The organism is Methanobrevibacter sp. DSM 116169, assembly GCF_046197865.1.
GTDB lineage: Archaea > Methanobacteriota > Methanobacteria > Methanobacteriales > Methanobacteriaceae > JAHKLT01.
Window position 1 is genome coordinate 416,148 of the sequence record NZ_CP166990.1, and the last position, 19,945, is coordinate 436,092.

Annotated in this window: 21 protein-coding genes; 18 read left to right on the top strand and 3 right to left on the bottom strand. The window is 27.7% G+C overall.

Translation table 11 applies throughout. The features are described 5' to 3' along the window. The first annotated feature begins 141 nt into the window (after positions 1–141). From ACA134_RS02085 to ACA134_RS02170, 18 genes are all read left to right on the top strand, one after another. On the top strand, positions 142–774 hold the full coding sequence (locus ACA134_RS02085) for a hypothetical protein (RefSeq protein ID WP_409200531.1): 633 nt from the start codon (positions 142–144) through the stop codon (positions 772–774). A 3-nt stretch (positions 775–777) separates the two neighbouring features. After that, positions 778–1,845, top strand: a complete 1,068-nt coding sequence (locus ACA134_RS02090) for a rod shape-determining protein (protein ID WP_409200532.1) — start codon at positions 778–780, stop codon at positions 1,843–1,845. Positions 1,846–1,866: 21 nt separating this feature from the next. Next, complete coding sequence (gene rnhB / locus ACA134_RS02095; RefSeq protein WP_409200533.1) at positions 1,867–2,484, top strand: ribonuclease HII; 618 nt, start codon at positions 1,867–1,869, stop codon at positions 2,482–2,484. A gap of 185 nt (positions 2,485–2,669) precedes the next feature. Next, a complete protein-coding gene (locus tag ACA134_RS02100) occupies positions 2,670–3,500 on the top strand; it encodes a MotA/TolQ/ExbB proton channel family protein (protein ID WP_409201055.1) in 831 nt (276 codons plus the stop codon). A 9-nt stretch (positions 3,501–3,509) separates the two neighbouring features. Then, positions 3,510–3,917, top strand: coding sequence for an ExbD/TolR family protein (locus tag ACA134_RS02105; protein WP_409200534.1), 408 nt, complete (start codon positions 3,510–3,512; stop codon positions 3,915–3,917). 18 nt (positions 3,918–3,935) lie between these two features. Beyond that, entirely contained in the window at positions 3,936–4,565 is a 630-nt protein-coding gene (locus tag ACA134_RS02110; protein ID WP_409200535.1) for an IMP cyclohydrolase, read from the top strand. A gap of 7 nt (positions 4,566–4,572) precedes the next feature. Continuing rightward, a complete protein-coding gene (locus tag ACA134_RS02115; protein ID WP_409200536.1) occupies positions 4,573–5,337 on the top strand; it encodes a coenzyme F420-0:L-glutamate ligase in 765 nt (254 codons plus the stop codon). Positions 5,338–5,352: 15 nt separating this feature from the next. Then, the gene (cofD, locus tag ACA134_RS02120; protein ID WP_409200537.1) at positions 5,353–6,267 is read left to right on the top strand and encodes a 2-phospho-L-lactate transferase; all 915 of its coding nucleotides are present in this window, start codon (positions 5,353–5,355) and stop codon (positions 6,265–6,267) included. 57 nt (positions 6,268–6,324) lie between these two features. Continuing rightward, complete coding sequence (locus ACA134_RS02125; protein WP_409200538.1) at positions 6,325–7,086, top strand: GTP cyclohydrolase III; 762 nt, start codon at positions 6,325–6,327, stop codon at positions 7,084–7,086. A gap of 2 nt (positions 7,087–7,088) precedes the next feature. After that, on the top strand, positions 7,089–7,808 hold the full coding sequence (locus tag ACA134_RS02130) for a tRNA-dihydrouridine synthase (protein ID WP_409200539.1): 720 nt from the start codon (positions 7,089–7,091) through the stop codon (positions 7,806–7,808). 207 nt (positions 7,809–8,015) lie between these two features. Then, positions 8,016–8,672, top strand: a complete 657-nt coding sequence (locus tag ACA134_RS02135) for a peroxiredoxin (RefSeq protein ID WP_409200540.1) — start codon at positions 8,016–8,018, stop codon at positions 8,670–8,672. A gap of 470 nt (positions 8,673–9,142) precedes the next feature. Further along, a complete protein-coding gene (gene atwA / locus ACA134_RS02140; RefSeq protein WP_409200541.1) occupies positions 9,143–10,735 on the top strand; it encodes a methyl coenzyme M reductase system, component A2 in 1,593 nt (530 codons plus the stop codon). Positions 10,736–11,048: 313 nt separating this feature from the next. Next, entirely contained in the window at positions 11,049–12,770 is a 1,722-nt protein-coding gene (top6B, locus tag ACA134_RS02145; RefSeq protein WP_409200542.1) for a DNA topoisomerase VI subunit B, read from the top strand. Between the two features lie 5 nt (positions 12,771–12,775). Continuing rightward, positions 12,776–13,864, top strand: coding sequence for a DNA topoisomerase IV subunit A (locus ACA134_RS02150; RefSeq protein ID WP_409200543.1), 1,089 nt, complete (start codon positions 12,776–12,778; stop codon positions 13,862–13,864). Between the two features lie 127 nt (positions 13,865–13,991). After that, positions 13,992–15,005: a phosphorylating glyceraldehyde-3-phosphate dehydrogenase gene (locus tag ACA134_RS02155; RefSeq protein WP_409200544.1), complete on the top strand. Its 1,014-nt coding sequence runs from the start codon at positions 13,992–13,994 to the stop codon at positions 15,003–15,005. Positions 15,006–15,011: 6 nt separating this feature from the next. Next, positions 15,012–15,848, top strand: a complete 837-nt coding sequence (locus tag ACA134_RS02160) for a TIM barrel protein (RefSeq protein ID WP_409200545.1) — start codon at positions 15,012–15,014, stop codon at positions 15,846–15,848. 221 nt (positions 15,849–16,069) lie between these two features. Continuing rightward, on the top strand, positions 16,070–16,288 hold the full coding sequence (locus ACA134_RS02165) for a histone family protein (RefSeq protein WP_409200546.1): 219 nt from the start codon (positions 16,070–16,072) through the stop codon (positions 16,286–16,288). Between the two features lie 173 nt (positions 16,289–16,461). Then, complete coding sequence (locus ACA134_RS02170; protein ID WP_409200547.1) at positions 16,462–17,589, top strand: AAA family ATPase; 1,128 nt, start codon at positions 16,462–16,464, stop codon at positions 17,587–17,589. Positions 17,590–17,593: 4 nt separating this feature from the next. Here the strand turns inward: ACA134_RS02170 and hemA are convergent, their stop codons facing one another. Genes hemA through ACA134_RS02185 form a run of 3 tightly spaced genes read right to left on the bottom strand, consistent with a single transcriptional unit; the run spans position 17,594 to position 19,926 of the window. Further along, positions 17,594–18,793, bottom strand: coding sequence for a glutamyl-tRNA reductase (gene hemA, locus ACA134_RS02175; RefSeq protein ID WP_409200548.1), 1,200 nt, complete (start codon positions 18,791–18,793; stop codon positions 17,594–17,596). Between the two features lie 11 nt (positions 18,794–18,804). Then, positions 18,805–19,422: a bifunctional precorrin-2 dehydrogenase/sirohydrochlorin ferrochelatase gene (locus tag ACA134_RS02180; protein WP_409200549.1), complete on the bottom strand. Its 618-nt coding sequence runs from the start codon at positions 19,420–19,422 to the stop codon at positions 18,805–18,807. A 15-nt stretch (positions 19,423–19,437) separates the two neighbouring features. Continuing rightward, positions 19,438–19,926, bottom strand: a complete 489-nt coding sequence (locus ACA134_RS02185) for a methanogenesis marker 9 domain-containing protein (protein ID WP_409200550.1) — start codon at positions 19,924–19,926, stop codon at positions 19,438–19,440. Positions 19,927–19,945: the final 19 nt, after the last annotated feature.

Below are 19,945 nucleotides of genomic sequence, written 5' to 3' on the forward strand. Positions count from 1 at the left end.
AAAATATATATAAGTAAAAATGTTAATATTTAAATGTTAATATTTTAAAGATATTACTAATAAAATATTATTTAGAAATTTTGATTTACAATATTTAATTATCATATTATATATTATAATTATTAATTTGTGTGCGTATCAATGATAGAAGACAATATACAAGTTCTAAGACAAGCAGCTAAAATTTCTCAAGACAGTCCAGAAGAGAGGCTTTGGTGCGTCATTGCAGGAAATGATAAATTAGTGGATGATATAGCTTATAGAGCTATTGCATCTAAACATAATGTTAAAATTCTTTTCAGAGAACATGTTATATTGAAAGAAGATAGATTCAGTAAAAAATTTGATTTTATCATGCTAAATGGCTTAGCAAAAAATATCTATAATTTTAAAGAAATTTGTAAAAGTAATGGTGGGGCATTCATTCAAATAAGCCCTAAACTAATTGCAAATGAGCCTAATTTAATGGTATTTGTTGCTCCAGATGATATTATTAAAAAATGTGTTAATAATATTGAGCAAAATAAAATTTCTTTTGGAATTTTATCAGAAGATCAAACTACTGGTTTTATTGAAGCTGATTTAAATGTTGGTGTTAATTTACCAAATTTTGCAAAATCTGCTCTTAAACCTTTTTATAATGTTAGTGATGTTGTATTATCACTTATTTTAGTTTCTGTTGACGATGAGAAAGATATTGATAAAGTACAAAGTATAGCTACACAAAGTAAAATTTTTGTTATTGATTTTAAAGATATTAATATGGAGGATTAATCAATGAATATTTTTGGAAATGAAGAAGTGGAATCACAAACCAATAGAATTGTAAATAATAGCTTAGGTATTGATTTAGGAACATTAAATACAGTAATTGCTAAACCATCAGGTGATAAATTTGATTTATATCAAATTCCATCCGTTGTTGCAGTTAAAAAAGATGATCCTTCTGCAGTTTTAGCTGTTGGTGAAGAAGCTAAAAAAATGTTAGGAAGAACTCCTGAAGACATTGTTGCTGTAAGACCTTTAAAAAAAGGGGTTATTGAAAATGTTGCACAAGCTCAAGCTTTACTTATTAAAGCTATGCAAATAGGGATTAAAGAAGGAGAAAGTGTTGGAAGAATTGTTATTGGTATTCCTGGAGATGCTTCTGAAGTAGAGAAAAATGCTGCTGAGGAAATTGGTAGAAAAGCTGGAGCAGAATATGTTCTTGTTATTAGTGAAGGATTAGCTGCAGCTATTGGTGCAGGACTTCCTATTGCTGAGCCTAATGGAACTATGGTTATTGATATTGGTGCAGGTTCAACTGATATTGTTATTATTTCTCTTGGTGGAATTAATGATATTGAAACAGTTAGATTTGGTGGAGACGATGTTGATGCACGTATTGTTGAAATAGTTGCAGATAAATATGATGTAGCTATTGGGATTCATGATGCAGAAGCTGCTAAAATGGAAGTTGGTATGATTCATTGTAGTGAAACTCTTGAAAATTTAAGTGTTGAAATTATTGGAAAATCAATGGAAACTAATCGTCCTAAAAAAGTTGTTATTGACTCAATGTTAGTTGCTGATGCTGTAGAACCTGTTATGCAAGAAGTTATTTCTGGCTTAAATCTTATATTTGATAGATTATCTCCAGAATTAATGATGGGTGTTTATAATAATTCTGTAGCAGTTGGTGGAAGTTCAAGACTCCGTGGTTTAAAAGAAAGAATTATGGATGAAGTTTCAATTCCTATTTCTGTTTCTGATGATCCTATGACTGTTGTAGCTAAAGGAACTGCTATTGTAGCTGCAGAACCTCTTGCTTTAGAGCCTGAAGTTCGCCTTAGAGCTATGAAATAATATTTTCATTTTTTGATTTTAATGGAAATTTTAGGAATTGATGAAGCAGGCAGAGGTCCAGTACTAGGGCCATTAGTTGTTGCAGGTGTAGTTGTTCCTGAAGAAAAAAATGATATCTTAGAACGTATGGGTGTTAAAGATTCAAAAAGATTAACACCTAAACGACGTACTGTTCTTGCTCGTAAATTAAAAAACATGTTTGAATATGAAACTGTTTCTATTACTGCATTAGACATTGATAATTTACGAGAAAAAGGACATAATCTTAATGAAATAGAAAGAATGGCTATGGTTAAGGTTATAAAAAAATTAAATTTTGATAAAGCTATTTTAGATGCAGTTGATATTAAACCTGAACGTTTTGAAAATGATATCAAAGAAGTTGTAGGAGATATAGATTTAATAGCTGAACATAAAGCTGATGATAATTATATTCAAGTTGCTGCTGCTTCAATTATTGCTAAATATGAAAGAGATAGTGCTATTGAAATAATCAATAAAGATTATAGAAAAATTGGTGGAATAGGTTCTGGTTATCCAAGTGATCCTACTACAAAAAAATTTTTAACTAATTTTACTTATGATGAAATGCCTGAATTTGTTAGAAAATCTTGGGCAACAGTTCAAAAAATGAAATAATTTATTTTTTGATTTACTTATTTATTTTTAACTTTAAATAAAAAATTATAATATTATTTATTTAATTATATTAATTTATTAAAATTATTTAATTCAAAAATTCAAATAAATATTATTAAATATAATGATTATTAAATAATTTCGTATATACTGAGGAAAAAATCATGTTTGAATATTTTACAGAAATGATATGGAATGGGGCTGTCATGCCTCTAGTTGAAATTTTACAAAATGGGGGAATTATTACTTATATAATTCTTTTAATTGGTATCTATGGTGTTATTATTTCAATTCAGAAAATATTTTATCTTAGAAGAATTAATAAAGTCGATGCTACTGAAATATTGGATATTGTCAATGTTTCAATGGAAAAAGGCGGAGCTATTGAAGCTTTAAAACAAATTAATTTTTTTAATAATCCTGTTTCCCAAATTATATCTGAAGCTTTAAAAATTGGATATAAAAATAAAACAGAAGTTGAAGAAAGTATGGAACAAATTTTTATCGTTGAATTAGGTAAGATGACTAAAAATTTAAATACTTTAAAGACTATCACTGAACTTGCTCCATTTTTAGGTTTAATCGGTACTGTAATAGGAATATGGTTTACTTTTAAATCATTAGGTGTTAATCCAGATTCAGCAGCTATGGCTGAAGGTATCTATATTGCTCTTACAACTACTATTATGGGTTTAACTGTAGCTATTGTATTACTTCCTATGTATAATTATATCCAAAGTTTAATTGAAGAAGAAATGGATAAAATTGAATTAGCTACTAAAATGACCACTTGGGGATATGCTATTGCAAAAGTTAAAATAGATTCTAATGTTGAATGTGCATTACAAGCTTTACAAGATGCTGAAGGTATTGTAAATACTAGACAAATTTCTGATCCTTATGCAAATATTCAAGTTTCATTTAAACCAAGTATGTTAACTAAAAGTTTAAGCAATATTATTTTAGAAAAATGTAATATTAATTCAGAGATTATTGAAAGTAAACTTAAACATTAAGGTGATACTGTGACAATTGATATTAGATCACATAAAAAAAAGGTTTTAGATCAAAAACCACAATTTAATCTTGTACCATTTATCGATATTTTATTTACTATATTGATATTTTTGGTATTAACAAGTAATTTTGGAGAAGTTACAACCGATATTACTGATGTTGATGATTCATCTGCTACAGGAAAACCTAATGTAACTGATACTTCTGGTACTGCTGAATATTACTTAGTTCCTGTTCATAATTTACAAACTGTAATTGTGAATGGACAAGACATGTCGAGCTTGATTAGGGGAGGAGCCATAGGTGTTCACACGAAAGTTATTGATGAAGGAGAAGTAGCTACAAGCCCTGGTAAAATTGTTATAACAACGCCACCAGGAATGTCTCCAGAAACAGCAGTAAAAGCACCTAATTAGATTTTAAGGAGAATTTAAATGTATGTTGGAAGAATTTTATCAATAGGTATGAATAATACTGGAAAACCATTTGTTGCTTATAGAGTTTCAAGTAGATCTTTTCCAAATAGGCAAGCAAAGGTTTTTGACAAAAATAAAGCAGCCATTATTCCAAAAGAAGGGCATGAAAAAGATATTTTTGAAAATACATATATAACTTATAATTGTATAAAAATTGTAAAAGATATAGCTATTGTATCTAATGGATCTCATACTGATGTAATTGCTGATAAAATTTATGTTGGTATGAATATTAAAGATGCAATTGCATATTCATTACTTACAATGGATTATGAGAAAGATGATTATAATACTCCTAGAATTGCAGGTGTTGTAACATCTACTAATAATAAAGATGATTATCAATGTTATATTGGAATAGCTACTAATAAAAAAATATTAGTTGAAGAAGTTCCTTATGGAAAAGCTGCATATATTTCAACTTATGGTTCTGTAGTTCCTAATATTGTTGATTTTGAAGCAAATGATTCTGAAGAAGTTGCTTTATTTATTTTCGATGGGGGAAAATTCGCTGATTTTGATAAACCAGTTACTTCTGCAGGAGCTTTATTTGATGGTGAATGGACTATTAAAGCAGTAAATCCTTAGTGATAATATGGTTTTAGAATTATATGGTCTCAAATCAATTCCTTTAGTAAATAAAGGTGATGATATTTCTGTATTAATTAAACAATCATTAAAAAAGGAAAATTTATCTTTAGATCATGGAGATATACTTTTAATAGCTGAAACTTTAGTTTCTAAAGCTGAAGGAAATATTATACATATTGGTGATATTATTCCTTCAGAAGAATCAGCTATTATTGCAAAAAAATCTAATAAAGATTCTAAACTTGTTGAAGCTATTATTCAAGAAGCTAGGGAAGTTGTTGAAGTTGGAGAAAACTTTATTATAACTGAAACTAAACATGGTTTTGTGTGTGCAAATTCTGGAATAGATGAATCTAATGTTGAAGAAGGTTTAGCTACTCCTATGCCTGAAGATGCTGATAATTCTGCAAATATTATACGTGAACAATTAGAAAAAGACTTTAGTACTGAAATTGGAGTCATTGTTACTGATACTCAAGGAAGAGCTTTTAGAAATGGTGCTATTGGTGTTGCTATTGGTTGTTCAGGTATAGATCCTTTATGGAATAGAGCAGGTGAAAAGGATTTATATGATAGGGAACTTAAAACAACTGAAATAGCTGTTGCTGATGAACTTGCATCTGCTGCTTCTCTTTTAATGGGTCAAGCTGATGAAGGAATACCTATTGTTCTTGTTAAAGGTTTTAAAAACTTTGATTATTTAAGAAATACTGATTCTAATATTGGTCCTATATTAAGAGATAAACAATTTGATGTTTTTAGAAAATAATTTTTTTGTGTTTTTATGATTACTGTTTTATCTGGTGGAACTGGAACTCCAAAGTTTTTACAAGGGCTTAAAAGTGTTTATGATTCTTCTAAAATTAATATTATTGTAAATACTTTAGAAAATAACTATTTCTCAGGAGTTTATGTAGCTCCAGATATTGATACTGTTTTATATACTATGTCAAACATGATAAATGATGAGACTTGGTATGGAGTAAATGGTGATACTTTCATAACTAATGAAAGACTTAATGAATTAGGTACTCCAGAGCTTCTTAAAATAGGTGATATTGATAGAGCTACTAAAATACAGAAGACACTCTTAATGGAAAATCATACTTTAGAAGAAGCTGTAAATATCCAAAAATCTCAAATGAAAATAAAATCTTCTATTATTCCTATGAGTAATAATGCTTCAAATGTTAAAATTTTAACTGATATTGGGGAATTGGATTTTCATGAATTTCTAATTGAAAAAAAAGGCGAACCTAATGTTTATGGACTTCATTTTGATGAAGTAGAACCATCTAATAATTTAATTTCATCAATTGAAGAATCTGACGGCATTATTATTGGTCCTTCAAATCCTATCAGTTCTATTTTACCAATTATTTCAATTAAAGGGGTTAAAAAAGCATTAAAAAATAGCTATGTTATAGCTATTTCACCATTTATTGGTAAAGAAGTATTTTCTGGACCTGCTGCTAAGTTTATGAATGCATTAGGATATGAATCATCTTCCATTGGTGTTGGTGAAATTTATAAAGATTTTTTAGATGTTTTATATATTGATAATAAAGATCAAAATATTAAAAAAGATTTAGAAAAAATCATTAATGAAGTAAATGTTTCTAATATTTATTTTAAAAATTTTAATGATAAAGAGAATTTAGCTAAAGAGATTCTAAACAAAATATTTAATAAGTATTAAAATAAATTAAAAATATTAAAAGTATACATTAGCTGATTATTTTTTTGGTGGCTTAAAATGATACAAATGACATTGATACAAATTGATAATTATGGACCTTGGACTGTTACTCCAAGACCAAGAAATGAGTCTGACCTTCAGATTTTACAAGCTGAGTTATTTGCTGATTTGCAAAGACAAATAGCTATGAAAAAAGGTTTAGTATTTTATACAAGATTTGATAATTTATTAGCTATTACTAATGGCTTAAATGAAGAAGATCATTTAAGAATTCAAAGATCTATTAGAAATAGATATCCTATAACTATTAGTATGGGTGTTGGAGCAGCAAAAACTCCACATGAAGCTCAAAAATTAGCTACTTTGGCTTTACAAACAAAAGGTGGAGCTCAATCTTCAGAACGTGAAGAAATTTTAGCTGTTGATTCTTTAGTTGAAGATGAAAAAGATTTTGTTCAAGTTGCTCATATTGATATAAATAGCTGTACTGAAAGATTAACAGATATTGAATCAGCTTTTGATACAAATTTCATGGTAAATAAAGCACAACACTATTTAATGACAAAATTAATTAAAAAAGGGTCTTTAATCTTTTTCATTGGTGGAGATAATTTCATGGCACCATGTAATGGATTATCTGAAGAAGATATCGAAGTTATTTTAAAAGAAATTGACGATGAAATTGGAATTGCATTAAAAGCAGGAATTGGCCGTGGAACAAATGCAGAAGATGCTGCATATATGGCTGATATTGGTTTAGAAGAAATCAGAGACTGTAATAATTCCAAATGGACTCATGTTATTGAAAAAGAGTATTAGCTATGAAATTAGTAGCTCCAATGGCAGGAATTACCGATTCTAATTTTTTAATTAAACTAATTCCCTTCGGATTTAATGCTGTTTCACTTGGGGGATATAATCTCGATGAAGCTACTTTAAATGCTGCTACTAATGTGTTATCTAGAGGTAGGAAAGAATTTATAATTCCTTTAGATAATATTTATTCTCATATTTCTTCTGAAGTTTTTAAACTTAAAAATTTTAATAATAATATGACTGTTTTTGCTAATTTAAGGTCTTCTAATCCTGAAGATATTGTTAAAATAAGTAAAATTCCTGATTTGGATGTAGTTGAAATCAATTGTCACTGTAGACAAGAAGAATTTTTAGCTATTGGATGTGGTCAGGAAATGCTTTTAAGAGATGATTTATTAGATTTTATTTCTTATGTAGTTGATAATGCATCATCTAAAGTTTCTGTTAAAATCAGAGCTAATGTCTCTGGTGTTGATACATTGAATATATCTAAAAAAATTGCTTCTACTGGTATAAATTACTTACATATTGATGCTATGAAACCTGGATTTAATGATTTTGATTTTGATTTACTCAATGAGATTGTAAAAAATGTTGATGTTAATATCATTGGAAATAATTCTATAAATAATTCTAATCAAGTTTCAAAAATCTTAAAAACCGGAGTTAATGGTTTTTCTATTGGAAGAGCTGTAATTAATGGTTCCTTAGATTTTGAAATTTAATTTTTTATTCTTTTTTTAATGTTTTTTGATAATACTATATTTTTTATAGAGTTTTAGGTGAACCTAAATCATTTCATTTACTTTTTATTTTATTTTATGAACATTATTTAAAAAAATTTATTTAAAAATAGATGATTTCTAAAAAAATCAATAATTATTTATATATTGAAAAACAATTATTATATATAATTAAATGGATGTGAAATAATGGATAGAAATAATATGCCTCTTTTAGGAGATAATTTCCCTGAAATGGAAGTACAAACTACTAAAGGTATGTATAATCTTCCTGGTGATTTTAAAGGTCAATGGTTTATTTTATTTAGCCATCCTGCTGATTTTACACCAGTATGTACTACAGAATTTGTTGCTTTTCAAAAAAGATATGATGCTTTTAGAAAAATGAATTGTGAACTTATTGGTTTAAGCGTTGACCAAGTTTTCTCACATATTAAATGGGAAGAATGGATTAATGAAAATCTTGATACAGAAATAGAATTTCCTATAATAGCTGATACAGGAAAAATTGCAAATACATTAGGTATTATCCATCCTTCAAAAGGAACAAATACTGTTAGAGCAGTTTTTGTAGTAGATCCTGAAGGTGTTTTAAGGACAATGTTATATTATCCTCAAGAACTTGGAAGAAATATGGATGAAATTTTAAGAATTGTTGAAGGTCTTCAAATTTCTGATGATAATAATGTAGCTATGCCTGCTAATTGGCCTAAAAATGAATTAATGGGTGATGAAGTTTTAGTTCCACAAGAACCTAATGTAAATAAAATTAAAGAAAGACGGGAAAAAGGAGAAAAAGAAGGACTTAAATGCTATGATTGGTGGCTCTGTCATAAAAAACTTTAGATATGGGATAAGGTTATCTGTTTATTGTATGTGATTAGAACATTATCTTATGAAATTAGTTTTGTCATAAAAAACTTTAATTTTTCTTTTTTTCTTTTTTATAACAATTTATTATATGATTATAATTTTTACTTACATTATTCAAAACTTTTATATAATGCATAAGATACAATTTTAATTAAGAATATATTATTATATGATATATTTTACAGGTAAGTCCCTTAGAAGTCGGCATTCGTATGCAAGTGTCCGTTATAATGGCTTTTAAGCTCTGGATTTTTAATATTTTTTTTATTATTTAATTTTATATACATATATAGTAAAAATTTAAATTTTTATTAATATTTCACTTATTTTTTTATGAAATAGCTATTTTTAAAAATTAAATCAATAATGTTATTAATACCAAAATCTAAATTTATTAATAACTTAATTTATCAATATTATTTCTTAATTAAAAGGTGAATAAATTGTCATTCATAACACTTAAAAATATAAGTAAATCATTTAATGGTGTGGAAGTTTTAAAAAATATTAATTTAGTAATTGAAGAAGGTCAAACTCTAGGAATATTAGGCCGTAGTGGTAGTGGGAAATCTATTTTAATTAATATGCTTAGAGGGACTAAAGAATATATGCCTGATAAAGGCCAAATATTTTATGAAATTGCTGTATGTCCTGAATGTTTATATGTAGAATCTCCATCTCATGTAGGTAAAAAATGTAAATGTGGTACAACTTATGAAAAACAAGTTGTTGATTTTTTTAATTGCGAGAGGAAATTATTTGCTGCTATTAAAAGAAGAATATCTATCATGCTTCAGAGAAATTTCGCATTATATGATGAAGAAACCGTTATTGAAAACGTTATGAGAGCTATGGGTGATGAAAACGATTATGAAGAGAATCTTTATGAGGCTCTTGATTATCTTGAAATGGTTCAAATGAATCATAGAATTACTCATATTGCAAGGGATTTAAGTGGGGGAGAAAAACAAAGAGTAGTTTTAGCTCGTCAACTTGCTAAAAAACCAATGTTATTTTTAGCTGATGAGCCTACTGGTACACTTGATCCTCAAACTGCAGAAAAACTTCATAATACTTTAATTGAAGCTGTTAAAGATAAAGGAATTACAATGTTTATTACTTCTCATTGGCCTGAGATAATGTATCATTTAGCTGATAAAGTTATTTGGCTTGAGAAAGGAGAAATTGTTGAAGAAGGAAATGCTAAAGAAGTTGTTGATAATTTCTTAGAAACTGTTCCATTACCTGATAAAAAAGAAATTCCTGAAATTGGTGGAGCAGAAATTAAAATTGCAGATGTTAAAAAGCATTATTATTCTATTGAAAGAGGAGTTATTAAAGCTGTTGATGATGTAAATCTTGAAATTAATAATAATGAGATTTATGGTATTGTAGGTTTAAGTGGATCAGGTAAGACAACTCTAACTAGAATGTTAATCGGTTTAACAGAACCTAGTAGTGGAAATATAGATGTTAAACTTGGAGATGAATGGATTGATATGACCAAAGTTGGTCCATTAAATAGAGGTCGTGTAACTCCATATATTGGTCTTTTACATCAAGAATATTCATTATATCCTCATAGAGATATTTTGGGCAATTTAACTGATTCTATAAGTTTAGATTTACCTGCTGAATTTGGAAAAATCAAAGCTCTTGATATATTACATACTGTTGGCTTTGATGAAGAACAAGCAAAAAATATTTTATATAAATATCCTGATGAGTTAAGTGGTGGGGAACGTCACAGAGTAGCACTTGCTCAAGTATTAATTGAAGAGCCTAATATTGTTATTTTAGATGAGCCAACTGGTACAATGGATCCAATTACTAGAGTAACTGTAACTGATTCTATATTAAAAGCAAGAAAAGAATTAGAGCAAACATTTTTAATTGTATCTCACGATATGGATTTTGTATTAGATGTATGTGATAGAGCTTCTTTAATGAGAGGAGGCAAAATCTTAAAAACTGGTAAACCTGATGAAATTATTAAAGAATTGACTGTTGATGAAAAACAGGAAATGCTTAAATAATTTTTCTTTTTTATTTTTTTTAATTATTTTTCCTTTTAATAAAATTTTAATAATAATTGAAGATATCTATATTAAATAATATTCTTATCATCAAAACTATATTTTTAAAGACTTATTAAATTAATATTATAATTATAATGGAAAACTATTATATAGTTGAAAATGTATATATACATATTGTAGTATAAATACTGTAGTTTTTCTATTTTTAGAAAAATACTTATTTTATAAAATATTTTATTAATTTTTATTTGCTCTATAGCTTATTTTAAATTAAGATTAAATTAAATTATTTAATATAAGGAGGATTAAATTGTCACAACAAGCTAATGAACTTTTTGAAAACTTTCAAGAATTAACTCCATCAGAGTTTTTCAGAAAAAATAAACAGATGTTAGGTTTTTCAGGTAAAATTAGATCTCTAACAATCGTTTTTCACGAATTAATAACTAACAGTTTTGATGCAGCAGAAGAAGCTGGAATTTTACCAGAAATCAAAATTGATTTAAAAAGACTTGGAAAAGAACACTATATCTTAACTCATTCAGATAATGGTCCAGGTATTCCTGAAGATTATATTATGCAAGTATATTGTACAATGTTTGCAGGATCTAAATTTAGAAATATTCAATCAAGAGGACAACAAGGTTTAGGTTGTAGTGGTTGTGTTTTATTATCTCAAATGACTACTGGTGAGCCTGCAAGAGTTATCTCATGTTATGAAGATGGAGATGAACTTAAAGGCGTCAAAATGAAATTTAAAATGGATGTCAAAAAGAATAAAGGAATGTTAATGGAAAAAGAAGAATACAAAGGAGACCACACTGGTGTTTGTATTGAACTTCAATTTAAAGAAGTTTCTTATTCTATGGCAGAACAAGGTGCTTTTGAATATATCAGAAGAACCATGATTGGAAATCCTCATGCTAAAATTATATTTAGAGATCCTTCTGGACATAAATATATATTTAAAAGAGCAGCTGAAATTGTACCAGTTCTTCCTCAAGAGGTTTTACCTCATCCAAAAGGTGTAACTGCAGATGATTTAATTTTCATGGCAAAACACACTGATAAAAGAAGATTTAAAAGCTTACTTACAAGTTCATTATCTAGGATGTCTAATAAAAGGATTGATGAAATCGAAGAAATTACAGGAATCGATTTAAATAAACGTCCAAAAGACATGAAATGGGAAGAAGCAGAAGCTATTGTTGATGCCTTCTCAAAAATGAAATTTATGGCTCCTCCAACATCAGGCCTTATTCCTATTGGATCAGAACAAATTGAAAAGGGCATGAAACAAATTTTAAAACCGGAATTTATAGCTACTTTAACAAGAAAGCCAGTAACCTATAGGGGAGGTGTAGCTTTCATTGTAGAAGCAGGTATAGCTTATGGTGGAGATTCAGGCAGAATTGTAAATGACCAGAAAAAATCTGAAATTATGAGATTTGCAAATAGAGTTCCTTTATCTTTTGATCAAGGAAGTTGTGCTATTACTGAAGCTTTAAAAAGTGTCGATTGGAGAAGATATGGTCTTAAAGATTTAGATAATACTCCATTAACTTTATTTGTAAATATTATTTCTACCCAAGTTCCTTATTTATCTACTGGAAAACAAAGTATTGCTCCAGAACCAGAAATAGTTCAAGAAGTTAGACAAGCTACAATGAAACTTGCACGTAAACTTCAAAAACATATTAGGGCTAAAAGAGCTGAAAAAGAAAAAGCTATGAGATCTAAAATCTTTGAAGATTATGTTCCTGCTATTATTGAAGAATCTGCTAAATTAGCTGAAACTGAAGTTCCAGAATATCAAGAAATATTAGCTAAAGTTACAAAAAGAGCATTAGCTGAATTACTTGGTGAGAAAGTAGATGATGACGATGAAATAATTGAAGAAGATATTGAAGATTCATTAGTTGAAGAATTAGATGAATTTGGTTATAAAGTTGATGATGAACATAGTAATATCAAGAAAATTGAGGATGAACAGACTACATTTGAAGATAATACTAATCTTGATGAGGAATAGATAATATGGCTAATATTGATAGAAAAGCACATAAAGAAACTAGAAAAAACTATACCTTTAATAAATTAAAAGGTTTAGGTGAAGAAATAGTTGAAGATGTTAGAGAAAAACAAGTTCCTTCTATTAGAGTTCCATCAAGAGGAACTGGTAATATTGTTTATGATCCAGATAAACGTTACTATGTTTTAGGAGATAGATTCGGTAAAAGATCTCTTGGAAATGTAAAACAAATCAGAAAATTAGGACAAATGGTTTATGTAGCTAATTTCTGTAAAGATTTAGTTCAAAGAGAAAAAACAGCTACTATAAGGGAAATGTACTATGTTTCTGAAAGTTGGGGAATTGGTTTTAATACTCAGCAAGAATCTAACATTGTTGGAGAAGATTTAGAAGTAACTCTTGGAACTACTAGAGAAGAGCTCGGATTAATGCCAGAAGAAGATGGTGCATCAGTTTATGGTGATATCACATTACAAGATGATGATGTTGAGATTAATGCACTAAATTCTGGAAAATCAGGTTATACTATTTCACCTACTATTGATGATGTTGAATTCCTTGATCATGGAGTAGATAGAGTAATAGCTGTGGAAACTATGGGGATGTTCCATAGGATGGTTCAAGAAAAGGCATTTAAAAAGTTTAATACTTTAATTGTTGGACTCAAAGGTCAAGCAGCTCGTGCTACAAGAAGATTTATTAAAAGAGTTAATGAAGAATTAGATTTACCGGTTTACATCTGTAACGATGGAGACCCTTGGGGTTTTCACATTGCACAAGTTATTATTTCTGGAAGTGCTAAGTTAGCCCATGTAAATCATGATCTTGCAACTCCTAATGCTAAATTTATGGGTGTTACAGCTAGTGATATCATAAATTATGAACTTCCAACTGATAATTTAAAAGATGTTGATGTCTTAAGGTTAAAAGAATTATCTAAAGATCCTAGATATAAAAGTGATTTCTGGCAAAATGAAATTAAAAAAATGCTTAAAATCGGTAAAAAAGCAGAACAGCAATCATTTTCTAAATATGGTTTAGAATATGTTGTTGATACATATTTCCCAGAAAAACTTGATTCTTTAGAAGATTAAACATTAAAATTTAAGTATATATTAGCTATTTAGCTTTTATATTCTATAACTTTTTTTTTAAATAAAATTTTATAATATAGAATAAATAAATATATTATATATTGATAATAATTTTGTGTGATTAATAATGAAATCTGTAGCTATTAATGGATATGGAACAATAGGTAAAAGAGTGGCTGATGCTGTAGAAGCTCAAGATGATATGAAAGTTGTTGGAGTTAGTAAAACAAGACCAAATTTTGAATCTAAATCAGCAGTAGATAAAGGGTATGATTTATTCATAGGTATTCCTGAGCGAGAACAATCATTTAAAGATGCAGGTATTGAAATAGCTGGTACTGTAGATGATATGATTCAAGAAGCAGATATTATTGTTGATTGTACTCCTGGAAATATTGGTGTAGCTAATTTAGAAAAATATAAAAAAGAAGGAGTAAAAGCAATCTATCAAGGTGGAGAAGATCATGATTTAACTGGATTATCTTTTAATTCTTTTTCTAATTATGATGATTCTTTTGGTGCAGATTATTCTAGGGTTGTATCATGTAATACTACAGGTCTTACTCGTACTTTACATACATTAAATCCTTTGTGTGATATTGGAAAAGTTAGAGCAGTAATGGTTAGACGTGGTTCAGATCCATCTGAAATTAAAAAAGGTCCTATTAATGCAATTGTACCTAATCCTCCTAAAGTACCATCTCACCATGGTCCTGATGTAAAAACTGTTATGGATGGAGTAGATATTACAACTATGGCTTTACTTGTTCCAACAACACTTATGCATCAACATAATATTATGGCAGAAATTAAAAACGATGTAGCTATTGATGATGTTATTGACACTTTAGAAAAACGTTCAAGAGTTATGTTAGTTGAAGCATCAAAAGGTTTAGGTTCTACTGCAGAGTTAATGGAATATGCTAAAGATTTAGGTAGAAATAGAAATGATTTCTATGAAATACCTGTATGGCAAGAATCAATAAATATAGTTGATAATGAATTATTCTATATGCAAGCTGTTCATCAAGAATCAGATGTTGTACCTGAAAATATTGATGCTATTAGAGCTATGCTTGAGATGGAAAAAGATAATGAAAAATCTATAGCTAAAACTAATAAAGCTATGGGAATATTTTAATCTATCATGTTAGATAAAGTAATTTTTGGTCCAGCTGGTAAACCAATTGATTTTAAAGGTAAAGCTTTTGAATCATCTGAATATTTAAATGAGCATGGACTTCATGCATTTGAATATCAATCTACTTATGGTGTTAAAATTGGTGAGACATCAGCAAAAATATTAAAAGAAGAATCTAAAAAAGAAAATGTCTTAGTTTCAATGCATGGGCCATACTATATTAATTTAGCATCTAAAGAAGAAGAAAAAATTGATAGTAGTATTGAAAGACTTATTCAATCTGCTAAAGCTGGAGAGTGGATGGGTGCATATAGAATTGTATTTCATCCAGGATTTTATTCTAATCGTAAAAAAGAGAAAGTTCTAGAAATAGCTAATAGTACAATTAAAAAACTCTTAAATCGTTGTGAAGAGGAAGGTCTTTATGATTTTACTTTTGCACCTGAGACAACTGGTAAACGTTCTCAACTTGGTAATTTAGATGAAATTATTTCAATGTGTGAGACATTTGATCATTTTGAACCTACTATTGATTTTGCACATATCCATGCCAGGGGACGAGGAATTTTAAATACTAAAGAAGATTATAATTGTATCTTCTCAAAATTAGAAAATAATTTAGATATTGATAGGTTGCATTGTCATTTTACAACAATTGAGTATACTCATGCTGGAGAACGTAAACATCACACATTAGCTGAAGAAAATGAATATGGGCCACATATAAAAGATTTACTTCTTAATTTAATTGAAAATGATTGGAAAGCTACAATAATTTGTGAAACTCCTTTAATTGATCAAGATGCTGTTCGTATGAGAGAACTTTATGAATCTCTTAAATAGCTATTAAATAATTTTCTTTTATTTTTAATATTACTTCTTTATTTTTTCTAATTAAATTTTAATTATATTTTTCTATAATAGTTAATATTAGTAAAACATATGAAAATACATAGGCAATTTAGCTTATTTAAACAAAATATTTATATATAACAAAGCTATAATTTAAATTAATAACAATTTATTTGAATTGTTATTAAAAAATAATATGGAGAATGTTAAATATGAAAAGTGAATTACCAATTGCACCAGTTGCAAGATTACTTAAAAACGCAGGCGCTGAAAGAGTTAGTGAAGATGCAAAAGAAGAATTTGCAGCAGCATTAGAAGAATGTGCTACTACTGTAGCTAAAAAAGCTGTAGCTTATGCTAAACACGCTGGTCGTAAAACTGTTAAAGAAGACGATATTAAATTAGCAGTCAAATCTTCCTGTTGCGAATAATTGCGATGAAAATAGTTTAATTAATTAATTTTAATTAAACTTTTCTTTTTAAAAAATTTATTTTACTTATTTAAACTTATTTTATAATTTACTTATTTTATCTATTTTTGGAAATCTATTTTAAATATAAAATACATATAATTAAATATATATTTAATTAAGTTGGTGTATATTTGAAAACAAATACAAAAACTCCAGAAAGCAAAAATTCTAATAAAAAGAAATCTATTAAACAAATAGAAGAAGAACCAATTGCAGAAAAGATTGTTCTTGAAGCTATAGGTTATCCTTTTGATTTTAATTTAATGGAAACAGATTTAGAAATATCTGATGAAGAACTTTTTGAAGAATATGCTAAAGAACAATGGTTAGGATTACTTGTTCGTGAAGGTTCATATTTATTTGATCAAAAAATCATTCCAGATTTTGGTTTTAAAGTTATATCAGCTATTCCTAATAATTCAGTAATTACAGATATAACTAATATTGAAATAATCATTGATAATACTAAAAAACAAATATCTAAAAATGACTTCTATAAAAGTGATATTAAAATAGATGATATTGTAGGTCAAACTAGCGCTAAAAATAAAAGTAAGGTTTTAATAAAATATTTAGATGATCCTGAAAAATTTGGAAAATGGGCTCCACATAACATTTTGTTTTACGGCCTTCCAGGTACTGGTAAAACTATGCTTGCAAAGGCATTAAGCAATGAGCTTAATGTTCCATTGTATTTAATTAAAGCAACTACTTTAATTGGTGATCATGTTGGGGATGGTGCATCTAAAATACATGACTTATTTGAAAAAGCATCAAAAACTTCTCCTTCAATAATATTTATTGATGAAATAGATGCAATTGCACTTCATAGAAGTTTCCAAGCATTAAGAGGAGATGTTGCAGAGATTGTAAATTCTCTTTTAACTGAAATGGATGGAATATCTGAACATGAAGGTATTGTAACTATTGGTGCTACAAATAATATCACTTCTCTAGATTATGCTATTAGAAGTAGATTTGAACAAGAAATAGAATTTAAACTACCTGGTGAAAAAGAAAGAAAAGAAATAATCTTAAAAAATCTTGATTCATATCCTTTAGAATATGATTTTAATATTGAAAAATTAGTTAAAATCTCTAAAAATATGTCAGGAAGAGATATTAAAGAAAAGTTACTTAAAACCGCTTTACATCACGGAATATCTTCTGATAAAGATATTATTAACATGAAAGATATTGATTTTGCACTAAAATCTAGTAAGAAAAAGTTTAATGATGTAAAAGGAATGCATGAATAAGCTATTATTTTTTAAATATTAGTTTTGATGCATCAACAACATCTTTTTCATTTTCAATAGCTGCTTTTTTAAGATTAATTGAAATATCATAAAATATTTTATTAACAATAGATTTACTTAAGCTATCTATTATTTTTACACTACCTTCAACATCAGCTAATTTAACAATTGCCTTTTCAGCTTCTTTTTGTCTGATTTCTTCCATTGAATATCTTAAATTACCCATTATTTTTTCTACTTCTATTAATTTAAAAGATTCATTTAAAAGTTCAAACTCTTCTGCAATTATTTTTTCAGCTTCTTGAGCTTCATTTAATCTATTTTTTGTATTTATATCAGCTATTTCTCGAAGATCATCAATATTAAAAAGTTTTATTCCTAAATCTTTAACATCATCATTAATATCACGAGGATTTGCTATATCTATCATTAATGTATTTTCAGAATTTTTAAAATTAACCTTTTCAAGCCTTTCTCTATCAATCAAATAATGTGGAGAACTAGTTGAGCTTATTATTAAATCTGCATCAGCTAAATATTCATTTAAATCATCTAAAAATATTGCTTCTCCACCAAGTTCTTTAGCTAATTTAGATGCTGTATAAAATGTTCTATTTGCAACAAGAATAGCTTTAAGGTTCTTCTCAGCTAATGCTTTTGCAACTAATTTACCCATTTTTCCTGCACCAAGAACAATAACCTTCTTATCATGTAAGTCTCCAATACTTTTTTCTGCAAGTTCAACTGCTGCAGAACCTATTGAAACATGTCCTTTGTTTATTTTTGTTTTTTTCCTTACAACTTGGCCTACATGAATAGCTTTAGTAAAAACACTATTTAATATATTTCCGCAATGATTTTCTTTTTCTGCTTTTGATTTAGAAGTTTTAATTTGCCCTAAAATCTGATCTTCACCAATAATCATTGATTCTAAACCAGATGTAAGTTTAAGTAAATGTAAGATTGCATCATCACCAAATTCTAATGTAATATTTTCACTATTACAATTTAAAAGAGGTTCATCAAAAACACAGTAGTCATTATGAATAAAAAATTCTTTTCTATTACATGTATTTATTTCAACATATTCAGTAACATTATATTTTTCATTTAATTTAAAAAAAAACTCATCAATATATTTAGAAGCCGAATCCATTGTATCTAAATCTGCTAAATTATGATCAACTCTTATATTAATTATCAAATTAATGCCTCCTAAATATTATCTACTTGTGTTTTTAAATATTCTTTTGCACCATTTAAATCATGGTTTTTGATATAACTAGCTATTTTTTCATCTTCAAAAAAAGAATATAAATATTTTTTTCTATCTTTTTGATTATTAATTTTGCCTTTTAGAAGTTCTCTTGCAAAATTTTGAACTTCTATTTCTAAAATATCTTCAGCTGTAATAATACTTTGAATCTTTCGTCGAAGTTCTTTTGCCATTAATGGACTTTTGCCATTTGTAAAAATAGATATTTCTATATTTTCAATATTAAAAGTAGTTGGAACAATTAAATTGCCTTTATCAGGACAATCTGCTCTATTGATTAGTTTATCTTTAGCTATTTTTGTAACATATTTTGCTAAAGATTCATTTCCTGTAGCTATAATGATTAAATCTGACCATTTAACTAATGTATCAATGTCAGATTCATCTTTTAAAATTGCTCCTTTATCTGATAATTCTTCAGAAATTAAATTACCAATTAAAATAACTTCAGAGTTTTTATCTAAGAATCTATTGGCACGTCTAGTTGCAACTTCTCCAGTGCCTAAAATAAGAACTTTTAAATCGGTTGTTTTAAAATAAAGAGAAGTCCAATCCATAAAAATCTCTAAAATTTATTCATTTTCTAATGATTTTACTTTTAATACTTTAAGAGCCATTCTTAAATCATCATTACAATCAGTTAAGATTTTACTAGCTTCAGATTCAGTAATATCAAAAGATTTAGCAAGTGCTGAAACACTTTCATCAGATGTTTCTTGTTCTGTGTTATTTGTTCCAGTTAAAACTTCAGACAATTCTTTTTTTAATTGTAAATATTCATCTTGTGACATATCAATTTGATTTAATGTCATATCTCTTAAAGGACAAGGTTTAGAAGGTTTACAACACCATACAAGTGATCCAAAACAAGTTCTGGGACCTTCGCCTAATCTAGTTTCATTAGCAAATTTATTTTTTATATCAATATAATCTTGAGGACTAATATTAACTTCATCTAATGCCCTCATAACAGGACAAGGTTTTACTGGAGGACAGCAAAAAGCTAAACCTCTAACATCTCCACCTCTACATACATGAGAAGGTGCATCATTCCATACCATATTATAATTCTCCATTTAA

Bases quoted from the DNA above. Each gene is read 5' to 3' on its own strand.
- ACA134_RS02150 (WP_409200543.1), top strand. From the start codon at position 12,776: ATGGCTAATATTGATAGAAAAGCACATAAAGAAACTAGAAAAAACTAT.
- ACA134_RS02085 (WP_409200531.1), top strand. From the start codon at position 142: ATGATAGAAGACAATATACAAGTTCTAAGACAAGCAGCTAAAATTTCT.
- ACA134_RS02135 (WP_409200540.1), top strand. From the start codon at position 8,016: ATGGATAGAAATAATATGCCTCTTTTAGGAGATAATTTCCCTGAAATG.
- ACA134_RS02110 (WP_409200535.1), top strand. From the start codon at position 3,936: ATGTATGTTGGAAGAATTTTATCAATAGGTATGAATAATACTGGAAAA.
- ACA134_RS02180 (WP_409200549.1), bottom strand. From the start codon at position 19,422: ATGGATTGGACTTCTCTTTATTTTAAAACAACCGATTTAAAAGTTCTT.
- ACA134_RS02100 (WP_409201055.1), top strand. From the start codon at position 2,670: ATGATATGGAATGGGGCTGTCATGCCTCTAGTTGAAATTTTACAAAAT.
- ACA134_RS02185 (WP_409200550.1), bottom strand. From the start codon at position 19,926: ATGGTATGGAATGATGCACCTTCTCATGTATGTAGAGGTGGAGATGTT.
- cofD (WP_409200537.1), top strand. From the start codon at position 5,353: ATGATTACTGTTTTATCTGGTGGAACTGGAACTCCAAAGTTTTTACAA.
- ACA134_RS02115 (WP_409200536.1), top strand. From the start codon at position 4,573: ATGGTTTTAGAATTATATGGTCTCAAATCAATTCCTTTAGTAAATAAA.
- ACA134_RS02125 (WP_409200538.1), top strand. From the start codon at position 6,325: ATGATACAAATGACATTGATACAAATTGATAATTATGGACCTTGGACT.
- ACA134_RS02155 (WP_409200544.1), top strand. From the start codon at position 13,992: ATGAAATCTGTAGCTATTAATGGATATGGAACAATAGGTAAAAGAGTG.
- ACA134_RS02160 (WP_409200545.1), top strand. From the start codon at position 15,012: ATGTTAGATAAAGTAATTTTTGGTCCAGCTGGTAAACCAATTGATTTT.
- ACA134_RS02130 (WP_409200539.1), top strand. From the start codon at position 7,089: ATGAAATTAGTAGCTCCAATGGCAGGAATTACCGATTCTAATTTTTTA.
- rnhB (WP_409200533.1), top strand. From the start codon at position 1,867: ATGGAAATTTTAGGAATTGATGAAGCAGGCAGAGGTCCAGTACTAGGG.
- ACA134_RS02165 (WP_409200546.1), top strand. From the start codon at position 16,070: ATGAAAAGTGAATTACCAATTGCACCAGTTGCAAGATTACTTAAAAAC.
- ACA134_RS02090 (WP_409200532.1), top strand. From the start codon at position 778: ATGAATATTTTTGGAAATGAAGAAGTGGAATCACAAACCAATAGAATT.